Below are 26995 nucleotides of genomic sequence, written 5' to 3' on the forward strand. Positions count from 1 at the left end.
GGCGGCTGACTTTTGGTGCGCCGTCCAGGATGAGCCGGATGACTCATGGCAGACAACGATAGCGATCAGGAAAAAACCGAAGAGGCCACGCCCAGGCGAAAGGAAAAAGCCCGTGAAGAGGGGCAGGTTCCCCGCTCGCGCGAGCTCACGACTTTTCTACTGCTGATGGCCGGTGTCATCGGGCTTTGGGGCATGGGGCAGATGCTCTACGACCAGCTCGGCATGGTAATGGAGCGGGCGTTTTTGTTCGACCGCCATCAGGCCTTCGACCCAATGCCTATGCTGACCAACGCGCTCGATCTCGGCGAGCGCACGCTGATCGCGATGATCCCACTGTTCGTGCTTCTCGGCGCCGTGGCGCTGGTGGCGCCGGCGCTGCTGGGCGGCTGGCTGGTCTCAGCCAAGTCGATGCAGCCCAAGTTCTCCAAGCTCAACCCGATTTCGGGCGTCAAACGCATCTTCTCGAGCCAGGCGCTGATCGAGCTTGCCAAGGCAATCGCCAAATCGACTCTGGTCGGCGGCATCGCCAGCGCCTTTATCTATTTCAACATCGACCGACTTTTGGGTTTAGCCGATCAGCCGGTGCAGCAAGCCTTGGCGAGTGCTCTGAACCTGGCAGCGTTGGCGGCGGCGCTGGCGATTGCATCGCTAGTGGTGGTGATTCTGATCGACGTGCCTTTTCAGCTTTGGAGCAATGCCAAGAAGCTGCGCATGAGCCAGGAAGAGGTCAAGCGCGAGCACAAGGAGTCCGAGGGCGACCCGCACGTTAAAGGGCGCATTCGTCAGCAGCAGCAGGCCATGGCGCGCGGGCGCATGATGAGCAAGGTGCCCGAGGCCGACGTTATCATCACTAACCCCACGCACTACGCCGTTGCGCTCTCCTATCAGGAAGGGCAGATGGGCGCGCCGCGTGTGGTGGCCAAGGGCGCCGACGCGGTAGCCGCGCGTATTCGCGATATCGCCCAGGAGGCTAACGTGCCAAGGCTGGAGGCAGCGCCGCTGGCACGGGCGCTCTATCACCACGTCGACCTCGACGCCGAAGTGCCGGCGGAACTTTACACCGCCGTGGCCGAGGTCATGGCCTGGGCGTACCGCTTGAAGAGCGTAGCGCAAGACGGTGGCGAAACGCCGCCGACCCCCGATAACTTACCGGTTCCCGACGAGATGACCTATCCCGCCTGCGGTCCCGGTGCTTTTGAGGCACGTTCATGAAGGCTTTTAGCCAGTTGATCAGTCGACGCAATCCCTTTGGCGATGTGCCGATCAAGCTGTTGGCCGGCCCGCTGCTGATCCTCATGATCCTTGGCATGATGATCGTGCCGCTGCCGCCTTTCGCGCTGGATCTGTTGTTCACCTTCAACATTGCGCTGGCCATCATGGTGCTGTTGGTGAGCATGTTTGCCGAAAAGCCGCTCGACTTCGCCGCGTTTCCAGCGGTGCTTTTGTTCACCACGCTGCTTCGGCTATCGCTGAATGTCGCCTCGACCCGCGTGGTGTTGATGGAGGGCCATCAGGGCGGCGCCTCGGCAGGCAAGGTGATCGAAGCCTTCGGCACGTTTTTGGTCGGCGGCAACTTCGCCGTGGGCCTGGTAGTATTTCTGATTCTGGTCATCATCAACTTCATGGTTATCACCAAGGGTGCTGGGCGTATCGCCGAGGTTGGCGCGCGCTTCACCCTGGACGCCATGCCCGGCAAACAGATGGCGATCGATGCCGACCTGAACGCGGGTTTGATCGGCGAGGAGGACGCCAAGAAGCGTCGCGCTGAAGTCGCCCAGGAAGCCGACTTCTACGGTTCCATGGATGGTGCCAGTAAATTCGTGCGCGGCGACGCCATGGCGGGGCTGGTCATCATGGTAGTCAACATCATCGGCGGGCTGGTCATCGGCATGATGCAGCACGGCATGGGCTTCGCCGACGCCGGGCGTACCTATACGCTTTTGACCATCGGCGACGGTTTGGTCGCACAGATTCCAGCACTGGTGATCTCCACTGCCGCCGGTGTGACGGTCTCGCGGGTCAACACCGAGCAGGACGTGGGCCAGCAGATGCTCAGTCAGCTCTTCGTCAATCCACAGGTGATGATTCTCGCCGCCGCGGTGATGGGGCTTCTGGGCATGGTGCCGGGTATGCCTAACCTGGTGTTCTTGATCTTCACCGCGCTGCTCGGCGGGCTCGCCTGGTATCTCAAGCGTCACCAGGAAAAGGTGCTGGTGCGCGAAGACATGGTTGATGTGCCGGTGTCGGTGCAGGAAACCCCGGAGGCGAGCTGGGAGGACGTGCAGTTGGTCGATACTCTGGGTCTCGAGGTTGGTCACCGCTTGATTCCGCTGGTCGACTCGCGCCAGAAGGGCGAGCTTTTGGCGCGCATCAAGAGCGTGCGCAAGAAGTTTGCCCAGGAGGTCGGTTTTCTGCCGCCGGTGGTGCACATTCGCGACAACCTCGAGCTTTCGTCGAATGCCTATGTGCTGTCGCTTAAGGGCGCCGAGATCGGCCGCGCCGAGGCGCAGCCGGGCAAGTGGCTGGCGATCAACCCAGGCCAAGTCTCTGGCGAGCTCGCCGGCACCCCTACCGAGGATCCGGCCTTTGGCCTGCCGGCGGTGTGGATCGATGCCAGCCAGCGCGAACACGCCCAGGTATTCGGCTATACGGTGGTCGACGCCAGCACCGTGATCGCCACGCACTTGAACCATCTTTTACACCGCCACTCGCCGGAAATGCTCGGCCGTCAGGAGGTGCAGAAGCTGCTCGACAAGCTCGGCGACGAGCAGAAATCCCTGGTCGAGGAGGTCGTGCCCAAGGCGATCTCGCTCACCGCGCTCCAGCGCATCCTGCAGAACCTGCTCGAAGAGGACGTCTCGATTCGCGACATGCGTACGATTCTGGATACCCTGGCCGACGTCGCCGGCCAGCAGAAGGACGTGGGCGAGCTGACCGCCCAGGTGCGCATTAGCCTGGGCCGTTCGATTACCCAGCAGTGGTTCGCAGGCCAGGAGGCGCTTCATGTGATCGGCCTGGACGCCCAGCTCGAGCAGGTCTTGATACAGGCCATGAACGGCAACGGCGCCATGGAACCGGGGCTTGCCGATACGCTGATGAACCAGACCCAGCAGGCGCTGGAGCGCCAGGAAGCCAGCGGCGAGCCGCCGGTGCTGGTGGTTCAGCACTCGCTGCGTCCGATCGTTGCGCGCTTTTTGCGCCGTCGGTTACGCCACCTGGTGGTCATGTCCCAGGCCGAAATTCCCGACGACCGCACGCTGAGAATCACCACGCTGGTAGGCGGGGCGCGATGAGACGAGACGGGCGCGCTTTGACTAACGAAGGGGGAGACCCATGAGCGTAAGACGCTTTATCGGTGCCAACAGCCGCGATGTCATGCGCCAGGTACGCGCGGCGCTGGGCGACGAGGCGCTGATCGTCGCCAACCGGCGCACGGATACCGGCGTGGAAATTCTGGCCATGGCCGAGGACGCCGCGCTGGATCACGCCGTACCGACGGCGCCTCAACCGGCCATCGAGCCATATAAGGAAACCCCCGCCGACGTCGACCGCCCCTACGCGCGCGTTGCCGCGGCGCTCGAGGCGTCGCCTCCCGCCGCGCCGGCAAGCGCGAGCCAGCCTTTCGAAGCGGTCAGCGAGCGTCTTTTGCAGGAAATGCAGGACATGCGCGCGCTGCTCGCCCGCACCCACGTGGCGAGCGCGCCGGCGCCGTCGACCGCGCAAACGCTCAACACCCTGCTCGCCCGGGTAGGCTTTGGCAACGAGCTTTGCGAAGAAGTCAGCGCGGCGCTGCCCGACTCCCTCAGCGCGCTGTCGCCCCAGGACGAACGAGTCCTCGAGTGGCTGCATCGCCAGCTCATCGCGCGGCTCAAGGTGCAAAAAAGCGAAGAGGCGTTTTTCGACCAGACCGGCATCGTGGCGCTGGTCGGCCCGACCGGCGTGGGTAAGACCACCACCACCGCCAAGCTCGCCGCGCGCTTCGTCATGCGCCACGGCACTCGGCCGGTGGCGCTGGTCACCACCGACAGCTTTCGTATCGGCGCCCACGAGCAGCTGCGTATCTACGCCCGCCTGCTCGACACGCCCATGTACGCCCTCGACCACGAACAGCCGATCGACGACCTGCTCGGGCGCCTTGGCGGCAAGCAGTGGGTGATTATCGACACCGTCGGCATGAGCCAGCGCGACCAGCGCGTCATCACCCAGATCGACCAGCTTCAGGGCGGCGGCTCGAAGGTGCGCCTGGTGCTGGTGCTTAACGCCGCCAGCCAGCCGGAAACCCTGGAAGAGGTGGTGCTGCGCTACCGCCAGGCGGCACGAGCGGCGGGCGCGGAGCTCGACGACTGCATCATTACCAAACAGGACGAGGCGGGCCGGCTGGCGCCGCTTCTGGATATCGTCATGCGCTTTGGCCTGCGCGTGCTGTTCTGCTCCAACGGCCAGCGCGTGCCGGAGGACATGCAACTTGCCGATCCAACGGCGCTGGTGGATCAGGCGCTGACCCACGCCATGACCGACGCGCACGCAAGCGAGCCCGCCCGCCCGGCCTGGTCGAGCGAGGCGCTGGCGCCGCGCTGGTCGCGGGAGGTGCTGGGCCAGGGGCGGCGCCTTAGCCTGCTGATGGCGAGCCTTCGTGAGCGCGTGGCCGGCTTTTCGCTGCTGGAAGCGAGCTGGGATATCGCCGCGCTGCCCGGCGTACTCCATGACCAGCGTTTGGCGGCGCTTGCCGACCGCAGCCAGGAGCAGCGCGCGCTGGGGGTGGTGTGGTCGCCGCGGCGTGCCGAGCGCGGCATGGAGTGGTCGATGCCGGATCTGAATCTCGATGCTGACGGCCGCCTCTGCGCGCTGACGCTTTTGCAGCACCGCCAGAGCGCCGGATGGAAGGCGCGCATCGACGCGCAGCGCCAGGCAGCGGTGCATCTGCTGCCCACTTTGGTTGAGGGCGACACGCTGGACGCGCTGGAAGCCGAGTGCTTGACCTGGGTCAGCCGGGTCAGCGCCAGTCAGCGGGTATACTGGCAAGGCGAGCGCTACGCCATGACCGCACTGTTCGACGAGGCGACCCCGGGCCACCACGTGCCCGTGCGCTTTCGCGGCCAGTCGCTCGCGCTCTACAGCGCCCACGCCGAGGTCACCGACGCCGCGGGCCGGACGCTGCTCGCCTGGAGCGGCGAGCTGCGCGACCCGGAAACCTCCCGGCGGGTCGCCAAACGCTACTGGCTCACGCCGGCGCGGCTGGGGAGCGAGGCGCTGTCACTTTTGATCACCCAGCTGCAAGGTGAAGGCACGATCGCGCTGACCAAGCGCGTTTGGCGCGCGCTCAAGGAGTCGGACGGCGGCGAGGTCAGCGCCGAGTTACGGCTCTTGATGGCCAGCGGCGTGGCGTGCGTAGCCGCTCACCTGGACAGCGCCGACGACGAAGAGGCCAAAGCGTTGCAGCAGGATTTGCTGCGCCTTCTGGGTAGCCCGCGTAAGCGCCGCGATAGCGCGCTGGCGGACGCGCTGATGCACCTTCTGATGACCCGCGACGCGATCCGCCAGTTTGGCAGCGTCAGCCGTGAGGCCTTTGCATGAGCGGCCAGGACCAGGCCGCAGGGCTGCGCCAGTGGGCGAATTTGCGCACCGGCCAGTCGGTAGGCTCGCAAGACGACAACGCGCAGCAAGTGCATACGTTGGAAGCGCACGAGGATGACGCGCACGCTGTTGATGCGCCCGTCGCGGACGCGCACGTCGCCAACGCGCATGTCGCCAAAATCCCACTCGTCGTCGTCGGGCTTGGATCGAAGCAGCGCGAGCCGGTGATCGCGCGCCTCGACGAGTGGGCGCGGCTCGGCCGGCGCTGGGCAGCGACGTCAGAGAGCTGGGAGGTCGTGCCGGTGGACGCCGATGCGCCGCTCCAGGCGCTCTGCGCGCGCTACTCACGCTGGGCGCTGTGGGTGCGAAGCGACGCCGAGGCGTTCGCCGCCATGTACCGCACGCTGCGGCTGGTCAGTGAGCATCAGGGGCCCAAGCGACTGTTGGCGCTGCACGAGCCAAACCTGCCCCGCGCCGGGCTGCTCGAGAACCTGCACGCCGCGGCGGCGACGTATTTGGGAATCGAACTGCTGCTTTTAGCCAGGTAGGCCATACTGATTGAGCCACTATAGTTAGGTTATGCTAATGAGAAACGTCATTCTCGCAGCACTGAGTGGGGTGGTCGCCGGCGGGATTTCGCTGTCGGCTCTGGCGGGGGGAGGCAGTTGGAGCATCGACGCGACCGGGCTGATGGTCGCCATGAGCGACCGGGCAAGCGTCAGCCAGGCGCTCGCGCCGCCGCCCAGCCCCGAGATTCATCAGGGGCGCATCGAGCGCGTCAACTGGCGCTTTGAAGCGCCGCCCGGGGCCGATATTCTCGCCTGGCTTTGCCACCCGGAGCGTTGCGTCGCCCTCGACGGCCAGCGCGGCAGCGCCACCGGCCTTGCCGGGCTCGGCGCCGGCGCGCCGCTCGCGTTTCGTTTCGCCTTGGGGCGCGGTCAGCCGCCGGTGAGGGTGAAAGGGCTTCAAGTGATTGTGAACTATCAGTGACCAGCGATTAGCCAGGGGCACGCCGATGTATACAGCAAAGGGAAGAATCCAACACAGCGAGATGGTCAACCAGCACATGCCGCTGGTGCGTCGCCAGGCGCTGGCGTTGCAAGTTCGTTTGCCGGCCAGCATCGAGCTCGACGATCTGATCCAGGCCGGCATGGTGGGGCTACTGGAGGCGCTCGGGCGTTTTGATGCCGCCCAGGGGGCGAGCTTCGCCACCTTCGCCAGCCAACGAATTCGCGGCGCAATGGTCGACGAGCTGCGCACCCGGGACTGGCTGCCGCGCAGCGTGCGCCGCTCCGCCCGGGCCATGGACGAGTCCGTGCGCCGGCTGGAGCAAAGCCTTGGCCGCGCCCCGGAAGAGAGCGAGATCGCCCGCGATCTGGACATCCCGATCGACGAGTACCAGCAGCTTCTCGCAGACACCAACAGCGGCCACCTGCTGCCCTTCGAGGAGCTTCTGGAGGAGGGCGGCGAGCCGGTTCAGGAGTCGCTGAACGCGCCTTTCGAGGAGCTTCTGGACGGCCAGCAGCGCGAAACCCTGATCGCCGCAATCGAAGCGCTGCCGGAGCGCGAAAAGCTGTTGATGGCGCTCTACTACCAGGAAGAGCTCAACCTCAAGGAGGTGGGCGCCGTGCTGGGCGTCACCGAGTCGCGCGTGTCGCAGCTACACAGTCAGGCCATTAGCCGCTTGCGGGCGCGCCTGCACGAGCCAGACTGAGACACTTTCACCCTTACAACCAACCGGCGAGGAGCCGTCGATGAACCCCTCTACCCTGATCGGAATAGGCGCCAGCATTCTCTTGCTGGTGAGCGTGCTGTTCTTTACCGCGGAGTCCCCGGAAAGCTTCATCAACCTGCCCGGGCTTGCCATTGTCATCACCGGCACGCTGGCGGCCACGTTCATCAGCTATCCGCTCAAGGAGGTGGTGCGCGTGGTCCGTCTGGTGGGGCTGGTGTTTCGCCGCGAGAATACCTATGTGCGCGACGACATCGACGAGCTGGTCTCCATGGCCAGGCTCTGGTTCAAGGGCGACGTGCGCGCGGTGGAGCGCGAGCTCGAACACACCCGTAACCCGTTTTTGCGTACCGGTATTCAGCTCGTCATCGCCAATACTAAGGAGGACGAGATCTTTGACATGCTGCGCTGGCGCATCGCCAGGCTCAAGGCGCGCGAGCACGCCGAGGCGCAGATCTTTCGCACCATGGCGACCTACGCCCCGGCGTTTGGCATGATCGGCACGCTCGTCGGGCTGGTCAACATGCTCGAAGTGATGGATGCGGGGGATCTCGAGGTGATCGGCCCGCGCATGGCGGTGGCGCTCTTGACCACCTTCTACGGCATCCTGCTGGCCAACCTAGTGTTCAAGCCGGTGGCGGTGAAGCTCGAGCGGCGCACCGAGGAGCGTTTGATCACCATGAATATGGTGCTCGAAGGCATTTCGCTGATCACCAAGCGCCGGCTGCCGTCGTTCATCGAGGAGACGCTGAACTCGTTCGTGGCCAACTATCACGACGAGATCAACGACCCGCACGTGAAGCCGCGCCCGGGCAGCGGCGTCGCGGCGAAAGGGTAGCGTCATGCTGAATCGCGACGCCCGTCACGCGCTGGAATCGCCCTTCACCGGCGATGACGGTGAGGAGGGGTGGCTGACCAGCTACCTCGATGTGCTGACACTTCTAATCACGCTGTTTGTGCTGCTGCTGGCGCTGACGCCGGCGGGCAGTGGCGGCGAGGCGACGGACGAAGGCCACGGGCTCACACCGCTCTCCTCCGGCCTTCTGCCGCGCGATAGCGGCTTGTCGCCGGCAATGGCGGCGCTCGACATCCAGGGCGTGAGCGTAAGCCAGGGGCGCGAAGGCGTGACCCTGCGCATCGACGACAGTCTGCTGTTCGACAGCGGCGCTGCCGAGCTGACCGCCCAGGGCGAAGGCGTGCTCGAGCGATTGAGCGAGGTGATCGACACCTTCGAGGGCGAGGTGTCGGTTGAAGGGCACACCGATAACGTGCCGATTTCGACCGCGGCGTTCGCCTCCAACTGGGAGCTCTCGACCGGGCGGGCGATCGCGGTGGTGCGCCATCTCGAGCAGGAGGGCGTGGCACGACAGCGCCTGCGCGCCGTGGGCTACGCCGACACGCGCCCGCTTGCAGAAAACGACACGCTCGAGGGCCGCGCCGCCAACCGCCGCGTCGAGTTCGTGCTGCGAACTCTCGCCCCGGAATCGGCGGCGCTGACGCTTTAAGCCCCGGCGCAGCGCCGCTGCATTGCCTGAATGGCCTGCCCGGCGCCGTCGAGATCAAACGTCATGGTCCAGGGCGCGGCATCGCCCTGCTCGAAGCCGATGAAGAGCTGCTCGCCTTCATTCATGCGCGCCAGCAGCGCGTCGAGCTCGCCAAGGTAGAAGTGGCTGTAGAAACCGTCATCCCCCTGTTCGACGATGAACTCCGCCATGGTTTCCATGATCGGCGTCTGGTCGACGCGCAGCCGCGCCGGGACCAGGTTCACCGCGCGGCTCTCGGGCTGCGCCTCATCCAAAGTCACGCGCAGTTCGAGCCAGGGCAGATGGCACACACCTTCGGTGGCGTTCACGCTCAAAATGGCGTCCGAATAGCTTTCGGCCTCCAGCGCGCGAAAGTGGCGCTGGCCGGCATCGGTGGTAGTTGCGGCGTACCAGGCGCCGAAGGCCGTTTCGTCGCTGACCGGGTAGCGTGCCGCTTGGGCGGCGGTGGCAAGCGTTAAGAGCCCGGCGGTGCCGAGCGCGGCCGCAGCAAAAGTGTGAGGCTTCATGGGACGGTACGCCGAGTATGGATGTCGAGAAAGGATACGCATTACTCCGTCTGGCCGAGCAGCGGCCGCACGTTGTCGCTTAAGTAGCAGTCGTCGAACTCGCCTTCGGCGGCCAGCGCCGCCAAATCCGGAATGTTAATGTGATGGCGGTCGCGATAAATGAGCCCCGCCTCGCTAAGCGCGGTGAAGGTGCGGCTGACGTGCACCGGGCTCAGTCCCAGCACGTCGGCGAGCTGCTCTTGGGAGAGCGGCAGGCGAAACTGCCCGGTCAAATCCGGGTTGGTCTGGCTCAGTCGCACGTACATCTCGTGGATGAAGTGAGCCATTTTCTGGCGCGCGGTGCGCCGGGCCAGGTTCACCAGCCGCTCGGTCAGAAGCGACTGCTGGCGGCTGCTGATGGCGAACATGACCGAGGTCAGCGGCAGCGACGCGCTGAACAAATCGATCATGCGCCTGTGCGGGAAGCGGCATACGACGCTATCGGTGATGAAGCGCACGTTTTCCAGCCGCTGGGAGAAGGCGAATTCGCGCAGGCCGATGATGTCGCCGGGCAGGTAGACCTCCATGATGTGACGGTCGCCGTTTTCCAAATGGCGGTAGGAGTAGGCCCAGCCGCTTCGCAGCGTACAAAACTCCTGGGCGGGGTCCTTCATCTCCCATAGAAGCGACCCCGCCTTTTGATCGATCGGGCTCTCTTCGAGCGAATCAAGCAGCTGCTCTTCGTCTTTCGACAACGAGTAATAATGGTTGAAGTGGCGAACAATACAGCTCTTTTCCTGACTCATGCTCGGTGTCTCCTTCTCTTGATTCGCGTGCCCGGGGCGCGCCACCGCCTCTCAGAGTTAGCGGTGACGGCCAAAAAGGGACGATACGGCGGCTTGCCTTCTATTGCCTTATCGTTTTTTTATTTTTTCACTTCTTTTTTTGCAATAGCGGCGCCAAAAATTGCCCGGTGTGGGAGCCTTTTTGCTTCACCAGCTGCTCCGGGGTGCCCTCGGCGATGATCCGCCCGCCGCCCGAGCCGCCTTCCGGGCCCAAATCGACGATCCAGTCCGCGGTCTTGATTACGTCGAGGTTGTGCTCGATCACCACGATCGTGTTGCCGTGATCGCGCAGGCGGTGGAGCACCGTCAGAAGCTGGCGGATATCCTCGAAATGCAGGCCCGTGGTCGGCTCGTCCAGAATGTAGAGCGTCTGGCCGGTGTCGCGCTTGGCAAGCTCCCGGGCGAGTTTGACCCGCTGCGCCTCGCCGCCGGAGAGCGTGGTCGCGCTCTGGCCCAGGCGAATGTAGGAAAGCCCGACGTCCAAAAGCGTCTGCAGGCGCCGCGCGATGGCCGGCACCGGGCTGAAGAACTCGAGGCCCTCTTCGACGGTCATTTCCAGCACGTCGTGGATGTTCTTGCCCTTGTAGTGGATGTCCAGGGTTTCGCGGTTGTAGCGCTTGCCCTTGCAGACGTCGCAGGGCACGTAGATGTCCGGCAGAAAGTGCATCTCCACCTTGATCATGCCCTCGCCCTGGCACGCCTCGCAGCGCCCGCCCTTGACGTTGAAGCTGAATCGGCCGGGCTTATAGCCGCGCGAGCGCGCCTCCTGGGTGCCGGCGAACAGCTCGCGAATTGGGGTGAAAATGCCGGTGTAGGTCGCCGGGTTCGAGCGCGGCGTACGCCCGATCGGGCTCTGGTCGATATCGATGACCTTGTCGAGCTGGTCGAGCCCTTCGATGGCGGCGTAAGGCGCCGGCGTCAGCGTCGAGGCGCGGTTCAGGTCGCGGGCGGCAATCGGCATCAGGGTGCCGTTGATCAGCGTCGACTTGCCTGAGCCGGACACGCCAGTGATGGCGATGAACAGCCCCAGCGGCAGTTTGAGCGTGACGTTTTGCAGGTTATTGCCCGTCGCTCCGCGCACCACCAGTTCCTTCTCCGGGTTGCCGGGAATGCGGTACGGCGGCACGGCGATTTCGCGGGTGCCGCACAGGTACTGCCCAGTCAGGGAGTCCGGGTTGTCCATGATGTCCTGGGGCGTGCCCTGGGCGACGATTTCGCCGCCGTGAACACCGGCGCCGGGGCCGATATCGAGCACGTGGTCGGCGGCGCGGATCGCATCCTCGTCGTGCTCGACGACGATCACGGTATTGCCCAGGTCGCGCAGCCGCTCCAGCGTTTTCAAAAGCCGATCGTTGTCGCGCTGGTGCAGGCCGATCGAGGGCTCGTCGAGAATGTACATCACCCCGACCAGCCCGGCACCGATCTGGCTCGCCAAACGGATACGCTGGGCCTCGCCGCCGGAGAGCGTATCGGCGCTGCGCTCCAGATTGAGGTAGTCGAGCCCGACATTGACTAGAAACTCCAGGCGCGAGTGGATTTCGTTGACGATCTTGTCGGCGATCTCGCCCTTGCGCCCGGGCAGCGCCAGCTTGGCAAAGTAGTCCCAGGCCTCGCCGATTGGCGTGCGCACGATATCGGCGATATTGCGATCGTCGACGAACACGTGGCGCGACTCCTTACGCAGGCGCGTGCCGTTACACGAGGTGCAGGGCTTCATGGCGATGTACTTGGCCAAGTCGTCGCGCACCATGTTCGATTCGGTTTCGCGGTAGCGGCGCTGCATGTTGGGCAACACGCCTTCGAACGCGTGCTCGCGGGTCACCTTGCGGCCGCGGTCGCTGACGTAGCTAAACGGCACCGGTTCGCTTCCGCTGCCGTTGAGAATGACGTCGCGCTGGTGTTTGGAGAGTTCATTCCAGGGCGTTTCGAGGGCGAAATCGAAGTGGCTAGCCAGCGCCTGAAGCTGGGTGAAATAGTAGATATTGCGCCGGTCCCAGCCCTTGATCACGCCTTCGGCCAAGGAGAGCTCGTCGTGGCTGATCAGCTTCTCCGGGTCGAAGTACTGCTGAATGCCGAGACCGTCGCAGGTGGGGCAGGCGCCGGCGGGGTTGTTGAAGGAGAACATGCGTGGCTCGAGCTCGGAGAGCGAGTAGCCGCACACCGGGCAGGCGAAGCGCGAGGAGAACGCCAGGTCTTCCCGGTCGCCGTCCATAAAGTGGATCATCGCCGTGCCGTCGGCCAGGTTCAGCGCGGTCTCGAAGGACTCTGCCAGACGCTGGGCGATATCATCGCGCACCTTGAAGCGGTCCACGACCACGCTGATGTCGTGCTTTTTACGCTTGTCGAGCGGGGCGATGTCGTCGAGCTCGAGAATCTGGCCGTCGATCTGCACGCGCACGAAACCCTGGGCGCGAAGCTCGGCCAGAAGCTGCAGATGCTCGCCCTTGCGGCCCTTCACCACCGGGGCGAGCAGCATCAGTTTGGTGCCTTCCTCCAGGTTCATCACCTGGTCGACCATCTGCGAGATGGTCTGCGCTTCCAGGTCTTCGCCGTGCTCCGGGCAGCGCGGCGTGCCGGCGCGGGCGAACAGCAGGCGCAGATAGTCGTAGATCTCGGTGATCGTGCCGACGGTGGAGCGCGGGTTGTGAGAGGTCGACTTCTGCTCGATGGAAATGGCCGGGGAGAGCCCCTCAATGTGGTCGACATCGGGCTTTTCCATCATGGAAAGAAACTGGCGCGCGTAGGTAGAGAGCGACTCCACGTAGCGGCGCTGCCCTTCGGCGTACAGCGTATCGAATGCAAGCGAGGATTTTCCCGAACCGGAAAGGCCGGTAATCACGATCAGCTTGTCGCGCGGCAGCTCCACATCGATCTGCTTGAGGTTGTGAGTGCGTGCACCTCTGACCAGAATGCTGTCCATCAACACCTCGAATCGCGTGGCAAAAGCGTAATTATACGTTTGCCTGGCCCATTACGGCAAAGCGGGGGAGGTGGTTTGTCGCAAGGCGAGCGTTTCCAGCGCCGACGCGAAGCGCTAGAATGGAGGGCTTTTCCAAACCGGCATTTCGCCGCCGGTCGTCTCGAAGGCGCGCGTTTTCAAGGCGCCTCGCCGGGCACGCCTCGTTCACCTGGTACTACTTCAAAGGGCACTATGCGCAACCTCTCCACACTGCTGCTGGCTTCCGAGCGCCGCGCAATCAGTGGGCTGGCCGGGCTCTATGCGTCCCGCATGCTCGGGCTTTTCATGGTGCTGCCGGTGCTGGCGCTCTATGCCGACACGCTGTCCGGCGCCACGCCGTTTCTGGTCGGCGTGGCGCTGGGGGTCTACGGGCTCACCCAGGCCACGCTGCAAATCCCTTTCGGGCTGCTGTCGGACCGCTTCGGGCGCAAGCGCATCATCGCCCTCGGGCTTTTGATCTTTGCGCTCGGCAGTATGGTGGCGGCCAGCGCCGACTCCATCGGTGGCATCATCGCCGGCCGGGCGCTGCAGGGTGCCGGCGCCGTGGCGGCGGCGATCATGGCGCTGTTGGCGGATCAAACCCGCGAGCAGGTGCGCACCGCCGCCATGGCCACGATCGGGCTATCGATCGGGGTGTCGTTTGCCATCGCCATGGTGCTCGGCCCCTGGCTTGCAAGCCAGGCCGGGCTTGCCGGGGTATTCTGGGTCACGGCGGCGCTGACGCTGCTCGGGCTATTCGTGCTATGGCGCTGGGTGCCGCCGGCGCCGCGCCGACTGCGCCACAAGGACGTGGGCATGGACCGCGCCCAGTTCAAGAGCGTGGCGACCCGGTGGGATTTGTGGCGCTTGAACGCGTCGATCTTCTCGCTGCACCTGATCCTGATGGCGATATTCGTCGCGATCCCGTTTCGCCTCGTCGAGGCGGGTGTGGCCATCGAGTACCACGGGCTGGCGTACCTGTCGATCATGGCGCTATCGTTCGTGGCCATGGTGCCGCTGATGATCCTGGCCGAGAAGCGCCAGCAGATCAAAGCGGTGTGCCTGGTGGCGATCGGCGCGATCGGGCTGAGCCTGGTGGCGCTTGCGCTGCCGGTCTCCCACGGCCATGCGCTGTTCGCCGGGCTCTTCGTCTATTTCACCGGCTTCAATTTGCTCGAGGCAACGCTGCCGTCGATGCTAAGCAAGCTCGCCCCGGCCGGCGCCAAGGGCACCGCCATGGGCGTGTACTCCACCAGCCAGTTTCTCGGCGCCTTTCTGGGCGGCACCCTGGGCGGGGCGCTCTCCAGCGCCTTTGGTCTGGACGCGGTGTTCGTGGGCTGCGCGGTGCTGGCGCTTGGCTGGTGGCTGTTCATGTGGCGCCTGCCCTCGCCGCCGCCGCTTTCAAGCGAAGTGGTGGCGCTGGGCGACACCCATCCGGACACGCTGGAGCTTTTGATGCAGCGCCTCGCCGATGTGGTCGGCGTAGAGGACGTGATGGTGGTGCCGGAGGAGCGATTGATGTATCTCAAGGTCAACCGCAAGGCGCTCGATCGCGGGGCGCTGGACAAGCTGATTCCCACGGACAAACCCTGATCGGCACGCACAAACAGTGACATCGTCGCGGCGGGATTGGTGATACCCTTAACGCCTGCGAGTACAACGCGCGATCGCCGACGGGCGGTCGACGGATACGAGAAGCGATTTACCAGTACGGACTTACCAGCACAGACTTATCAGATAGGAGCGAGCCATGGCGCGCGGGATTAACAAAGTCATTTTGATCGGTAACCTGGGCCAAGACCCGGAAGTACGTTTTACGCCGTCAGGCACGGCGGTGGCGAACCTGAATCTGGCGACCTCGGACACCTGGACCGACCGTCAAAGCGGCCAGCGCCAGGAGCGCACCGAATGGCACCGCATCGTGCTGTTCAATAAGACCGCCGAGATCGCTCAGCAGTACCTGAAAAAAGGCTCCAAGGTGTACGTCGAAGGGCGTCTGCAAACTCGCAAGTGGCAGGACCAGAACGGCCAGGACCGCTACAGCACCGAGATCGTGGCCAACGACATGCAGATGCTCGATAGCCGCGGCGGCGATTTCCAAGGCGGCGGTGCGCCGCAGCAGAACTATCAAAATAGCGCCCCGCAGGGTGGCCAGAGCTATCCCGGCAATCAGCCCAACAACCAGCCCAGCCATCAGAGCGCGCCGCCCCAAGGCAATCAGTATGGCGGCGGTCAGCAGAGTGCTCCCCAGCAGGGCGGGCAGGGCGCCCCCAACCGCGGTCAAAGCGCGCCGAACGATCAAAATGGCCGTTTCGGCGCGCCGGACCCGGGTAACTTCGACGATTTCGACGACGAAATCCCGTTCTGAACCCCGGCGATCGGATGATCCGCGTTTGGCGCAGTGAGAGAGGAGAGCGTCTGCCTTGAAGCTTTTGATACTGGATGCCGGGCACTGCTTGAGCCTGGCGCTGGCCCGTGAGGCCAGCCGCCGGGCGGATACCGAGCTGGTCATCGAGCAGGGCATGGGCGTGGACGCCCAGGAGCTGGGGGCGATTGCGCCCCATGCGGTGATCATTCCGCCGCTGGCCGAGCCTCACACCATGCCACCGGCCGATGTGAAGGCCTACGCCGATGCGGTCGATGCGTGTATGGAGGCGTGCAAGGCGCACGGCGTGGCGCTGGTCTGGTGCGTCTCGGATCAGCTCTACGACGAGGGCTTCGAGATTCCGATCGACGAGCACGTGGTGCCCGCGCCGCGGGACGAAAGCCTGCGGCGGCTGGTCGCTACCGGCAATCGGATTCGCGCCGAGTATCACCGTCATTTGATCGTGCGGCTGGGGCCGCTGTTCGCGCTCGACGGCAGCCACGCCTGGCTTGGCGACATCATCGATAGACTGGTGGCGGGCCAAAGCGTGCGCGCCGCCGAAGACGTGATTTGCTGCCCGACCTCGGCGGACTCCGTCGCCATGGCGCTAATCGGCATGCTCGCTCAGCAGGGCTGCGGCGCCGAGGCCTGGGGGGCGTACCACCTAGCGGGGATCGAGCCGGTCAGCGCGTTCACCTTTACCTCGATGGTGCGCACGCAGCTCGTCACGCACCTGGAAGGGCGCGGCGAGGCGGTGGCGCTGGGCGAGGTCACGGCGCTGAATCATCACCACGACGCCAAGCTTAGACGTGTGCTCAACTGCCGCCGGGTGCTGGACGTGTTCGGCGTTCATCAAAAGCCCTGGCGGCTGGAAGTCGGTCGAATGCTGGACGCCTGGTGTCTGACCCGCGACCAGAGCCGCCCGGAGCAGGGCGCTGAACAAGGCCCCGAACAAGGAGAGTCGGCTTGACCAACGTGTTGCGCAGCCTGGTCTTTTATCTGGGCTACTTTACGGTGATGCTCGCCTGCGGCGTGCTGTTTTTACCGCTCACCCCGTTTCTGCCGCTTTCCTGGCGCTACCGGCTGCTCAATCTGTACAACTACTTCGTCATCTTCTGGTTTCAGTTTGTGTGCGATGTGCGCTATGACATCCAAGGGCGCGAACATATTCCCGACGGGCCCTGCGTCATTCAGGCCAACCACCAGAGCGAATGGGAAACCGTGTTTCTGCAGGTGATGAAGCCGCCGGTCTGCACCGTGCTCAAGCAGGAGCTTTTGCGTATCCCGATATTTGGCTGGGCGCTGCGCCTGTTACGCCCGATCGGGCTCGACCGCTCCAAACCCGCGCGGGCGATGAAGCAGGTGCTGACCCAAGGCGTGGCGCGGCTGCAGGGCGGGCTGTCGGTATTGATCTTCCCCGAGGGTACCCGGGTCGACCCGGGGCGGCGCAAGCGCTACAACAAAAGCGGCACGGTGGTGGCGTGCCGGGCCGGCGTGCCGGTGCTGCCGGTGGCGCACAACGCCGGCGAGCGCTGGCCCGGGCGCCACTGGGTCAAACAGCCCGGCGAGCTGCGGGTACGCATCGGCGAGCCGATCGAAACCGCTGGCCGCACCCCGGACGAGGTGCTCGTCGAGGTGGAGCGCTGGATCGAGTCCACCCTCGAGGAAATTTCTGACGTGCCCCGCGGCGAACCCGTGGCCATGAGCGTCGCGCCTCGGGCTCGGTAAACGCCGGCGATGGGGGCGCGTCGGATAGCCCGTCGCGAGGGCGCTGTGAATACTTCTCTGTACGCTACTTTCGCCTTCCCTGGCGAAAGACCCTCGCGACGGGCTACCCGCCGCCTTACTCGCAAGCTATCCCAATAAAAAAAACGGCGCCCGAGGGCGCCGTTTTTCATTACTGCGTATCACTACTAGTCGGCGTAGCGCTGGAACACCAGACAGGCGTTGGTGCCGCCAAAGCCGAAGCTGTTGGAGAGCGCCCGCTCGATGGTGACGTTATCGCGCCGCTGGGTGACGATGTCGAAGCCGTCGGCCTGCTCGTCGAGCTTGGTGACGTTGGCGGAGGCGGCGACGAAGCCGTGCTGCATCATCAAAAGCGAGTAGATCGCTTCCTGCACGCCGGTCGCGCCCAGCGAGTGGCCGGTCAGCGACTTGGTCGAGCTCATCGCCGGCGTCGAGTCGCCGAAAACTTCGCGAATCGCTTTCAGCTCGGCGACATCGCCGACCGGCGTCGAGGTGCCGTGGGTATTGATGTAGTCGATATCGCCATCCACCGTGGCCATCGCTTGGCGCATGCAGCGCGTGGCGCCTTCACCGGAAGGGGCGACCATATCGACGCCGTCGGACGTGGCGCCGTAGCCCACGACTTCACCGTAGATCTTCGCGCCGCGCGCCTTGGCGTGCTCGAGCTCCTCGAGCACCACCATGCCGCCGCCGCCGGCGATGACGAAGCCGTCGCGGGTCTGGTCATAGGGCCGCGAGGCGGTTTCCGGGGTGTCGTTGTAGTGGGTCGAGAGTGCCCCCATGGCGTCGAACAGGCACGACAGCGTCCAGTGCTCCTCTTCACCGCCGCCGGCGAACACGACATCCTGCTTGCCCAGCTGGATCTGCTCCATGGCGCTGCCGATGCAGTGCGCCGAAGTCGCACAGGCCGAGGAGATCGAGTAGTTCACGCCCTTGATCTGAAAGGGCGTGGCCAGGCACGCGGAGACGGTGCTGCCCATGGTGCGGGTGACACGGTACGGCCCGACGCGGCGCAGCCCCTTGTCGCGCAGCACATCGGCGGCTTCGACCTGGTTGGCGCTGGAGGCGCCGCCGGAGCCGGCGATCAGCCCGGTACGCTCGTTGGAGACCTGCTCCGGCGTGAGCCCCGCGTCCTCGATGGCCTGCGCCATCGACACGTAGGCGTAGGCCGCGGCATCGCCCATGAAGCGCAGAAGCTTACGGTCGATCAGCGCTTCGAGATCGATATGTACGCTTCCGGCCACGTGGCTACGAAAACCGCGCTCGGCATACTCCTCTTTAAAGCGAATGCCGCTGCGCCCGTTTTTTAGCGCGTCCAGAACCTGGTGCTGGTCATTGCCCAAACAAGATACGATGCCCAGGCCGGTGACTACCACTCGTCGCATGGGAGCCTCCTGTTAAAAATTCGCAGTGGAGGTGAATAGGCCAACGCGCAAGTCGTTCGCCTGGTAGATGTCGCGTCCGTCCACGGACACCGTGCCATCGGCGATGCCGAGAATCAGCCTGCGCGTGATGACCCGCTTGATATTGATACGGTACGTGACCAGTTTCGCATCGGGCAGGATCTGCCCACTAAACTTCACTTCGCCGCAGCCCAGCGCCCGACCGCGCCCGGGATGACCCAGCCAGCCCAGATGAAAGCCGACCAGCTGCCACATGGCGTCGAGCCCCAGACAGCCCGGCATGACCGGATCACCCGGGAAGTGGCAGTCGAAAAACCAGAGATCCGGGGTGATGTCGAGCTCGGCGATCAGCTCGCCCTTGCCATGCTCACCGCCTTCTTCGTGAATGTGCGTGATGCGGTCGAGCATCAGCATGTTGGGTGCCGGCAACTGCGCATTGCCGGGGCCGAACAGCTCGCCGCGCGAGCACGCCAGCAGTTCTTCGCGATCAAAGGAATGTTGCTTGGTCACTGAATCGTTCCGAGGTTCAAGGTGGACGTTGGCCGTCCGTCGCACCGGCGTTACGCGCCGGGGTCGCCACGAACGGCTGGCAAGGCCACGCCTAGTCTACTTCCGGAAACCGCTGAATGCACGCCATCGTCGATCTATCGTTGAGTTGGCGCGGGGTTAGCGCGCGCTCAAAGCGCCTTGAACGCCTCCAGTGCCCGCTGGCGCGCCGCCTTGTGATCGACGATCGGCTCGGGGTAGTCGAGCTTCGTCAGCATGTCGTTTGGCGGGGCGTGACGCGCCTTGGCGGGCAGCTCGGAAAGTTCCGGTAGCCACTCGGCGATGAACTCGCCGTCCGGGTCGAAGCGTGTGGATTGGGTGGTGGGGTTGAAGATACGAAAGTAGGGCGCGGCGTCGGTGCCGGTGGAGGCCGCCCACTGCCAGCCGCCGTTGTTGGAGCAGAACTCGCCATCCACCAGGTGTTCGAGGAAAAACCGCTCGCCCCGGCGCCAGTCAATCAATAGATGCTTGCTCAGAAACATCGCGGTGACCATGCGCAGGCGGTTGTGCATCCAGCCGGTATTGACCAGTTGGCGCATGGCGGCATCGACGATCGGGTAGCCGGTGCGCCCTTCACACCAGGCCTTGAAGCCCTCGTCATCGTCACGCCACTCAAGCGCTTTGGTGTGTTCCTGAAACGGCTCGTGGCGCGACACCCGGGGGAAGCCGAAGGCCACGTGCTGGTAGAACTCGCGCCACACCAGCTCGTTGACCCAAGTGGTCAGGCCCTTGTCGCCGTCGGCGAGGTGGCCGCTGTTGTGGCTCATGACCGCCTGCATGCACTGACGGTACGACAGCACGCCGAGGGCGAGGTAGGGCGAGAGCTCGCTGGTGCCGGCGACGGCGGGGAAGTCGCGCTGCTCGTTGTAGCGCTTGGCGCGCTTTTGCAAAAAGCGCGCGAGCGCGTCGCTCGCCGCGTCTTCGCCGGCAGGCCATGCCTTCTGGTTCACCGGCGTTTGGTCGAGCTCGGGCAGCGCCGCAATGGCGTTGTTGCCAATCGAAAGTTCGGCCTGCTTTTTCGGCGCGTCCAGCACGTGCAGCTGCGAATCCTTTAAATGCTTGTGCCAAGCCTTCGAGAACGGTGTGAACACGCTGTAGTACTCGTTCTTGCCGGTCAACAGCGTGCCCGGCGCAAACGCGACGGCGTCGTGATAGCCGTGGGCGGGAATGCCTTCGTGCTTGAACGCCTCGAGCACCTGGGCGTCGCGGCGATGCTCGTTGAGCGGGTACTGGCGATTGAAGTGCAGCCGCTCGATACCGTGCTCGCGCGCGATCTCCAAAAGCGCCTCGGCCGCTTGGTCGTAGCGGCCGATATCGCGGTGCAGAAGCGGAATGTTGAGTGCGTTCAGGCTCTCTTTCAGCGCGCGAACGCTTCTGTGCCAAAAGTCGATCTTGTTGGCGCCGTGGCCGTGTTCGCGCCACTGCTCGACGCTGCGCAAAAACACGGCCACCACCGGGCCCTTTTCGGCGGCGGCCGCTAGTGCCGAGTGATCGAAGGTGCGAAGGTCGGTTCGAAACCAGACAAGCTGAAGCGCCATGACTCCCTCCCTGGAGTGTCAAAAACGCCGGCGATAAGAAGCCGGCGTCGATAGAGTAGTGAACCCCTTAAATGAGTGAACCCGGCGCCGGCGCGTTACAGGATGCCGGATTCGCGCAGCAACGGGCGCAGCCGGGCGATCGCCTGGGGCAGGTCGTCGCCGAGCATGTGGACATCGCTGTCGCGCAGATCGGCATCGCGCTGGCGGGCGACTTCGCCGCACACGCCAATCGGTACGCCAAGCGCCGTCGCGGCGCGCGGCAGTGCCTGGCGAATGAAGTCATCGCTTTCGCGCTGGCCGCTGGTCAGAAGCACCATCGAACAGTGCAACCGTGCCACTGCCTGGGGCAGGTCCTCGAGCGCAAGCGAGTGGTCGAGAAGCTGGACACGGTAGCCCTGTTCGCTCGCCATCAGGGCCGTCATCAACACCCACAGCGGGCCCGGGTCGTCGGGCATGGCATTGAGCAGAATCAGCGGGCCGCGGGTGGCCTGGTTGGCGTAGTGCAGGCGAATGCCAACCTGGCTGCGCAAAAACGCCTCCAGCGAGCGGCGCACCAGATCATCGGGTTCGATTGCCCACTTCGCTTCCAGCGTCGAGATTACCGGCTGCCACAGCTCGTTGACCGCAGTGCTCAGCGGATAGAGCGCCAGGCTCTGCTGATAGAGCGACTCGAGCTTGGTCAGGTCGATCGCCTCAATGGTGGCCAGAAGCTGCTGGCGTTGACTCGCCCAGTCGCCGGCGTCCGGCGCCGGGGCCTCGACGGTTTCCGGCTGGTCGAGCAGATCCGCCACCTGGCTGACCGGCACCCCGCGATTGAGCCACTGCAAGATCCGCTCGATGCGGATGATGTCATCCTGGGCGTAAAGCCTGTGGCCCTTGGGCGTGCGCTGCGGGCAGATCAGTCCGTAGCGGCGCTCCCAGGCGCGCAGGGTGACCGAGTTCACCCCCGTCAATCGGGAAACTTCCCGAATCGGGTAAAGTGGCGTATCGGGTGGGTGGGTCGCCTTCTTGCTCATGGGCGCCATTGCCTCTTGGTTGCCTCGGGCCAGTGCCCCAGGGATCTTTCATGAATGGCGGCGGCGCGCAGCCATCATTACGCTGCTCGCCGTCTGGTATAACGTTCAAAGCTTTTTTTGGTAGCGTACTTTGTACAACTTTTTGACGTTGGGTACAACCTTGCGCAGGCTAACGTTATACGGCCGTTTGATTTTGGTAACTCTCTGGTAGCTCTAACAATGCATTTCCAAGCTCCCGCCCGGAGAGCCAGGCATCCTCGACGCGGCTGCCGCGAAAGCTTTCGCCACACAGGGCAAGGCCCTGTTCGCTGTACAAGTATGACTCGCTGCCGGGTGCGTTTGCCTGGGCGTAGCGCCAGCGGTGGGCGCCCAGCTCGACGATGTCTGGCAGCAGGAGGTTACGCGGCAGCAGCGAACGAAAGGCGGCGTAAAGCGCACAGGCGACTTCGTCCGCCGGGCGCTCGAGCATTTGCTCGCTCCAGTCGAGCTGGGCGAGCAGGCTAAGGCTTTCCGGCTGGTGCCCGCGGCCGGGCTTGGTGTGATTGCGCGATACCAGCCGAAGCGCCGGGTGACGCGCGTGCAGCGTGTCCCAGCGAGTAACGTTTTCGATTGGCGGCAGCGGCGTTTCAAATACCACGTAGCCGGCCCAGCAGCTTCGCTGGGCGCGCGCGCTGCACGCCCTGGCAAGCGTCAAATCCCACTCGCCCATCAGCGCCTCGGCCTGGGGCGGCGGGGCAGTGATCACGACCGTATCGAAGGCGCCAAGCGGCTGATGTTGATCGCCGCAAAGCGCCCAGTCGCGCTCGCCGCCGGTTAGCTTTGTCAGCGTCTGAACGCGGGTGTCGAAGCGGGTCTTTACGTGTTCAAAGCGAGTAAGGCGGTTGGTGAGTTCGCGGGTAATCGCGCTCATGCGTGGGGCGCCGGCGTAGCGGCGCTGGTCGTCGTCGAGCTTCGCCCAGCCGGCGTCGCTGACCTCGAAACTGGCGCCGGGCCAGCGGGCGACCACGCCCTGGTTTTCGAGTGATTCGATCAACTGCGAAAACCGCGAGTCGCGCACGGTGAAACTCTGAGCGCCGAGATCCAGCGTGGCGGTGGGGCGGCGTTTGCTTGCCATGCGCCCGCCCGGGCCGCGTGCCTTATCGAATAGGGTCACGTGAATACCCTGTTCGGCCAGCGTTTGAGCGCAGGCGAGACCTGACATGCCGGCGCCGATTACGGCAACGCGTTCAGGGCGAGCAGCTCGGCGCGCTTTTTCGGGCATAAGTCCTCGCGTGAATGGATGACACTCAATATACTTATCGTACCATTTTAGTACAGCATTTGTGCAACTAATCGCCTGCGGGCTGAAGGAGGTTCTCGATGCGAATACTCGTAACCGGCGGCACGGGCTTTGTCGGCAAGCGTCTGTGTGAAAAGCTGATCGACGGTGGCCACCAGGTCGACGTCGTTTCACGCTCGCCCTCCCAAGCGGCTCGCGGGCTGCCCCGGGCGTGCAACACTGGAAAGAGCGCCATGGCGTTCATCGACACCCCGCCGGACGCCATCGTCAATCTGGCCGGCGAGCCGATTGCCGGTAAGCGCTGGAGCGATGCGCAGAAAAAACGTCTGATCAGCTCGCGGGTCGAGGCCACTACGGCGCTGGTCGAGTTCTGCAAGGCGCTGAAAAAAGCCGGCAAGCCGCTGCCTGCGGTGATGGTCAGCGGCTCGGCCATGGGGTATTACGGCGATCAGGGCCAGAAAAAGGTAGACGAAGAGACTCCGCCTCACCCCGAGTTCGCCCATCGACTGTGCGCCCAGTGGGAGGCCGCCGCCGAGCCCATCAAGGCGCTCGGCGTGCGGCTGGCGATTGTGCGCATCGGTTTGGTGCTCGGTGAAGGCGGCGGTACGCTCGCTAAAATGCTGCCGCCGTTCAAGCTGGGTCTGGGCGGGCGCTTTGGCGACGGGCGTCAGTTCATGCCCTGGGTGCACCGGGAAGACCTCGTCGAGGCGATCCTGTACCTGATCAACAAGTCCGGGCTAGAAGGGCCGTTCAACGCCGGCGCTCCGCACCCGGTCACCAATAGGGAGTTCACCCAAACCCTGGCGCGGCACCTCCACCGCCCGGCGATTTTCCCGGTGCCCGCCTTCGTGCTGAAAGCGGGGCTCGGAGAGATGTCGCGGCTCTTGCTCACCGGGGCCGATATGCGCCCGGAGCGCCTGCACGCGGCGGGCTTCAACTTCGGCTATCCGACCCTCGACAAGGCGCTTGACGACATTCTTGGCGACGACTGATCGACCTCACCTTCACTTTTCACTCCTTGCCTGTGGCGCCTGGCATCAACGTTAAGCGTTGGGGTCGACGGTGATCACCACCCGCACCGCGTCCAGGCGCAGGCGGGTGGCGTCGATCGCCTCCATTAGCGCGCCGCGCTCGCGCTCGAGCGCCGCTAGCTCCTCGTCACGCACCGCCGGGTTGTGCTTTGCAAGCGAGCGCAGTCGGTCGAGCTCACCGTCGAGCTGAGCGCGCATCTTTTCGCGCGCCTGCTCTAGTAGCCCCGGCAACGCTTTTTCCGCTTCCTCCTCGCCTTGACTCAACAGCGTGCGCAGCTCGCTCACCCGGCTCTTGATCAGGTCGCGGGCCATCGACTTGTTGACCTTCTGGACGTTTTTTGAGAGCCCGGTGAAGGAGATGTTGGCGGTCAGATTGGCGCCGGATTCGTCCATCAGCACGCGCACCGCCGTGGGCGGCAAAAAGCGGTTGAGGTGCAGCGCTTTCGGCGCCGGGCAGTGGGTGCAGAACACCAGCTCCGCCATCAGCCGCCCGCTCGGAATAGACGGGTGGCGCAGCAGCGCAAGCGCGGTGTTGCCCATGGTGCCGTCGATCACCCGGCCCATCATTTCGCGCACCAGGGGGTGCTCCCAGCCAAGCCGGTGCACGTCGTCGCGGGCCAGCGCCACGTCGCGGCGGTAGGTGGCGGAAAAGCCCTCCTCGCCTTTCACCAGCCCCGGCAGGCCGTCGAGCATGTGTGAACCCGGCGCGAGATAGATCAGGTCGTTACCGATCTCCTGGCTGTCGACACCGAACACGTCCAGCGCCCGCTCGACATAGCGCGGCAGGGCGGTATCCTCGTCGAGCTCGCGCACCGCCTCGACCACCTGCTCGGCGCGCTCACTCCGGCAGGCGTTGAGCTCCAGTAAGCGATTACGCCCGGCTTCGCGCTCGGCCATTTTCTCGGTGAAGAAGGCGCGCGTGTCAGCGATGATCTCGTCGAGCGCTTCGTCGTCCAAAAGCGCGTCGGCCAGCGCGTCGCCGAAGGTCTCGAACAGCTCGCTTCCGACGCCGTGGGGGGCAGCGAAGGCGCTCATGCCTTCGTGGTACCAGCGCAAAAGCCGCTCGCCGGGCGAGGCGCTAAAGGCGGGTACGTGCAGCTCGATGGCGTGGCGCTGGCCGATCCGGTCGAGGCGCCCGATACGCTGTTCGAGCTGGTCCGGGTGCTGGGGCATGTCGAACATCACCAGATGCCGGCAGAACTGGAAGTTGCGCCCCTCGGAGCCGATCTCCGAGCACACCAGCACTTGGCAGCCCTCTTCTTCATCGGCGAAGGCCGCTGCGGCGCGGTCGCGCTCGATCAGCGAGAGATCCTCGTGGAACACCGGTGCCTGGTAGCCGCCAAGCACGCGCAGCGCCTCGGAAAGGCCTTCGGCAGTTTCGCGGTGGTGCGCGATCACCAGCACCTTGTCGCCGGCAAGGCCGTCATCATTGGTATCGGCGAGCTTCTCGAGTAGCCAGTTCACCCGCGGGTCGATCTGCCACCAGGGCTCGCCGTTGAGCGGATCATCCGAGAGCGCGCGGTAGGTGGCGTCCGGGTAGATCAGCACGTCCGGGTGATCCATTCCGGTTTCGATCAAAAGCTCGTCGAAGTAGTCCTCGTCGCGCTCGACCCGGCGCAGCACGCGTCGATAGGCCGAGGGCAGCTCCAGCGTGCTCTGGTGCAGGCGCCGCTCGGGAAAGCCGCCCACGTGGCGGCGGCTGTTGCGAAACATCACCCGGCCGGTGCCGTGACGATCGAGTAGCGCGTCGCGAAGCCGGGTTTTGGCCTTCGCCTTATCGTCGTCGCTGGCGCTTTCGCTGCACAGCGTGTCCAGCAGCGCTTGGCCGTCGGCGTCATCGACCACCGCCGCCACCCGCTCGCGCTCAGACGGCAGCGCGTCGAGCGCTTCGATGGCACCGGCCACCTCGACGTAGTGCTCCTCCTCCTGCTTGAAGCGCGCGATATCGTGATAGCGCTCCGGGTCCAACAGGCGCAGGCGGGCGAAGTGGCTCTCCAGACCCATCTGCTCGGGCGTTGCGGTCAACAGTAGAAGGCCGGGGATTTGGCCAGCGAGCTGCTCGACGCAGCGATAACCCGGGCCGCTTTCGCCGTCGGCGTGCCAATCCAGGTGGTGCGCTTCATCGACGATCAACAGATCGAAGTCGCTCTCGAGCGCCTGGGCCTGGCGCGCTTCGTTGGCGAATAGCCACCCCTGGCTTGCCAGAATCAGCTGGGCGCTCTCGAACGGGTTGGCGCCGGCCTGGGCCTGGCTTTGGGTTTCATCGAGCAGCGTGACGCTTAACGAGAAGCGGCGCAGAAGCTCCACCAGCCACTGGTGGGTGAGGCTATCGGGCACCAGCACCAGTGCGCGGGAAACGCGCCCGGCCAATAGTAGCCGGTGCAGAATCAACCCGGCCTCGATGGTCTTGCCAAGGCCCACCTCGTCGGCGAGCAGTACCCGCGGGGCGTGGCGGCGCGCGACTTCGTCGGCGATATAGAGCTGGTGAGGGATCAGGTCGATGCGCGGACCGCTAAAGCCGAGCGCTTCGTGCTGCTCGATGCGCTGGTGGTGGTGCAGCGTGCGAAAGCGCAGGTCGAACCAGTCGTTGCGATCCACCTGGCCGGTCAAAAGACGGTCGCGGGCCTGGTTGAACTGCATGGTGTCGGCCAGGCGCGTTTCGGGAAGCTCGCGGGCGACGCCGTCGTCGTCCAGGCCCTGGTAGATGATCAACCCCTGACGCTCGCTGCTTTCGCTGACGGTGATCTGCCAGCCGTCGGCGGCGATCACCCGGTCACCGCTGCCGAACACCACGCGGGTCAGCGGTGCCTGACGGGTGTTGTAGGTGCGGGTTTCCTGACTGGCACTGAACAAGATGGTCACGCTGCGGGCGTCGCAGTTGAGTACGGTGCCCAGCCCAAGCTCGGCCTCACCGTCGCTGATAAAGCGCTGGCCGGGGGTAAAATCGCTCATG

Annotated in this window: 22 protein-coding genes; 13 read left to right on the forward strand and 9 right to left on the reverse strand. The window is 64.7% G+C overall.

The window, feature by feature from the left end; translation table 11 throughout:
- Window positions 1–45: 45 nt before the first annotated feature.
- From flhB to MQW23_RS00290, 8 genes are read left to right on the forward strand one after another with little or no spacing between them, the layout of a single operon-like run.
- Entirely contained in the window at window positions 46–1212 is a 1167-nt protein-coding gene (gene flhB / locus MQW23_RS00255) for a flagellar biosynthesis protein FlhB (RefSeq protein WP_252105815.1), read from the forward strand.
- Window positions 1209–3293, forward strand: a complete 2085-nt coding sequence (flhA, locus tag MQW23_RS00260; protein ID WP_252105816.1) for a flagellar biosynthesis protein FlhA — start codon at window positions 1209–1211, stop codon at window positions 3291–3293. Before flhB ends, flhA begins: the two co-directional genes overlap by 4 nt.
- Before the next feature lie 40 nt (window positions 3294–3333).
- A complete protein-coding gene (gene flhF / locus MQW23_RS00265) occupies window positions 3334–5574 on the forward strand; it encodes a flagellar biosynthesis GTPase FlhF (protein WP_252105817.1) in 2241 nt (746 codons plus the stop codon).
- Entirely contained in the window at window positions 5571–6122 is a 552-nt protein-coding gene (locus MQW23_RS00270) for a hypothetical protein (RefSeq protein ID WP_252105818.1), read from the forward strand. The genes flhF and MQW23_RS00270 overlap by 4 nt, the downstream gene beginning before the upstream one ends.
- A gap of 37 nt (window positions 6123–6159) precedes the next feature.
- Window positions 6160–6564, forward strand: a complete 405-nt coding sequence (locus tag MQW23_RS00275; RefSeq protein WP_252105819.1) for a flagellar protein FlhE — start codon at window positions 6160–6162, stop codon at window positions 6562–6564.
- A gap of 25 nt (window positions 6565–6589) precedes the next feature.
- Entirely contained in the window at window positions 6590–7288 is a 699-nt protein-coding gene (locus MQW23_RS00280) for an RNA polymerase sigma factor FliA (RefSeq protein ID WP_252105820.1), read from the forward strand.
- A 40-nt stretch (window positions 7289–7328) separates the two neighbouring features.
- Window positions 7329–8144 (forward strand): motility protein A, encoded by an 816-nt coding sequence (locus MQW23_RS00285; RefSeq protein WP_252105821.1) that lies wholly within the window; start codon window positions 7329–7331, stop codon window positions 8142–8144.
- Window positions 8145–8148: 4 nt separating this feature from the next.
- Window positions 8149–8811 (forward strand): OmpA/MotB family protein, encoded by a 663-nt coding sequence (locus MQW23_RS00290; protein WP_252105822.1) that lies wholly within the window; start codon window positions 8149–8151, stop codon window positions 8809–8811.
- Here MQW23_RS00290 and MQW23_RS00295 read toward each other — a convergent pair.
- The 3 genes from MQW23_RS00295 to uvrA all read right to left on the reverse strand — a co-directional run bounded on the left by MQW23_RS00295 (window position 8808) and on the right by uvrA (window position 13100).
- The gene (locus tag MQW23_RS00295; protein ID WP_252105823.1) at window positions 8808–9356 is read right to left on the reverse strand and encodes a hypothetical protein; all 549 of its coding nucleotides are present in this window, start codon (window positions 9354–9356) and stop codon (window positions 8808–8810) included. The two genes, MQW23_RS00290 and MQW23_RS00295, sit on opposite strands and share 4 nt — an antisense overlap.
- Window positions 9357–9397: 41 nt before the next feature.
- Complete coding sequence (locus tag MQW23_RS00300) at window positions 9398–10141, reverse strand: Crp/Fnr family transcriptional regulator (RefSeq protein ID WP_252105824.1); 744 nt, start codon at window positions 10139–10141, stop codon at window positions 9398–9400.
- Window positions 10142–10268: 127 nt separating this feature from the next.
- A complete protein-coding gene (uvrA, locus tag MQW23_RS00305) occupies window positions 10269–13100 on the reverse strand; it encodes an excinuclease ABC subunit UvrA (protein WP_252105825.1) in 2832 nt (943 codons plus the stop codon).
- Window positions 13101–13331: 231 nt separating this feature from the next.
- On the opposite strand from uvrA, the gene MQW23_RS00310 reads away from it, so the two are divergent.
- From MQW23_RS00310 to MQW23_RS00325, 4 genes are all read left to right on the forward strand, one after another.
- Entirely contained in the window at window positions 13332–14711 is a 1380-nt protein-coding gene (locus MQW23_RS00310; protein WP_252105826.1) for an MFS transporter, read from the forward strand.
- Between the two features lie 157 nt (window positions 14712–14868).
- On the forward strand, window positions 14869–15486 hold the full coding sequence (locus tag MQW23_RS00315) for a single-stranded DNA-binding protein (RefSeq protein ID WP_252105827.1): 618 nt from the start codon (window positions 14869–14871) through the stop codon (window positions 15484–15486).
- 55 nt (window positions 15487–15541) lie between these two features.
- The gene (locus tag MQW23_RS00320) at window positions 15542–16453 is read left to right on the forward strand and encodes a sugar nucleotide-binding protein (protein ID WP_252105828.1); all 912 of its coding nucleotides are present in this window, start codon (window positions 15542–15544) and stop codon (window positions 16451–16453) included.
- A complete protein-coding gene (locus MQW23_RS00325; RefSeq protein WP_252105829.1) occupies window positions 16450–17211 on the forward strand; it encodes a lysophospholipid acyltransferase family protein in 762 nt (253 codons plus the stop codon). The genes MQW23_RS00320 and MQW23_RS00325 overlap by 4 nt, the downstream gene beginning before the upstream one ends.
- 185 nt (window positions 17212–17396) lie before the next feature.
- Here MQW23_RS00325 and fabB read toward each other — a convergent pair whose 3' ends face one another.
- From fabB to MQW23_RS00350, 5 genes are all read right to left on the reverse strand, one after another.
- Window positions 17397–18614 carry a beta-ketoacyl-ACP synthase I gene (gene fabB / locus MQW23_RS00330; protein ID WP_252105830.1) on the reverse strand — a complete coding sequence of 406 codons (1218 nt, stop codon included), beginning with the start codon at window positions 18612–18614 and terminating at the stop codon, window positions 17397–17399.
- A gap of 12 nt (window positions 18615–18626) precedes the next feature.
- Window positions 18627–19142 carry a 3-hydroxyacyl-[acyl-carrier-protein] dehydratase FabA gene (gene fabA, locus MQW23_RS00335; RefSeq protein ID WP_252105831.1) on the reverse strand — a complete coding sequence of 172 codons (516 nt, stop codon included), beginning with the start codon at window positions 19140–19142 and terminating at the stop codon, window positions 18627–18629.
- Window positions 19143–19309: 167 nt separating this feature from the next.
- Window positions 19310–20716 carry a deoxyribodipyrimidine photo-lyase gene (phrB, locus tag MQW23_RS00340; RefSeq protein WP_252105832.1) on the reverse strand — a complete coding sequence of 469 codons (1407 nt, stop codon included), beginning with the start codon at window positions 20714–20716 and terminating at the stop codon, window positions 19310–19312.
- 95 nt (window positions 20717–20811) lie between these two features.
- The gene (locus MQW23_RS00345) at window positions 20812–21732 is read right to left on the reverse strand and encodes a MerR family transcriptional regulator (protein WP_252105833.1); all 921 of its coding nucleotides are present in this window, start codon (window positions 21730–21732) and stop codon (window positions 20812–20814) included.
- Window positions 21733–21907: 175 nt separating this feature from the next.
- Complete coding sequence (locus tag MQW23_RS00350) at window positions 21908–22993, reverse strand: NAD(P)/FAD-dependent oxidoreductase (protein ID WP_252105834.1); 1086 nt, start codon at window positions 22991–22993, stop codon at window positions 21908–21910.
- Between the two features lie 98 nt (window positions 22994–23091).
- On the opposite strand from MQW23_RS00350, the gene MQW23_RS00355 reads away from it, so the two are divergent.
- Window positions 23092–24003: a TIGR01777 family oxidoreductase gene (locus MQW23_RS00355; protein WP_252105835.1), complete on the forward strand. Its 912-nt coding sequence runs from the start codon at window positions 23092–23094 to the stop codon at window positions 24001–24003.
- A gap of 51 nt (window positions 24004–24054) precedes the next feature.
- Here the strand turns inward: MQW23_RS00355 and rapA are convergent, their stop codons facing one another.
- Window positions 24055–26994, reverse strand: coding sequence for an RNA polymerase-associated protein RapA (gene rapA, locus MQW23_RS00360; protein ID WP_252105836.1), 2940 nt, complete (start codon window positions 26992–26994; stop codon window positions 24055–24057).
- Window position 26995 lies beyond the last annotated feature (1 nt).

The organism is Halomonas sp. S3-1-1 (assembly GCF_023757625.1).
Classification (GTDB): Bacteria; Pseudomonadota; Gammaproteobacteria; order Pseudomonadales; family Halomonadaceae; genus Vreelandella.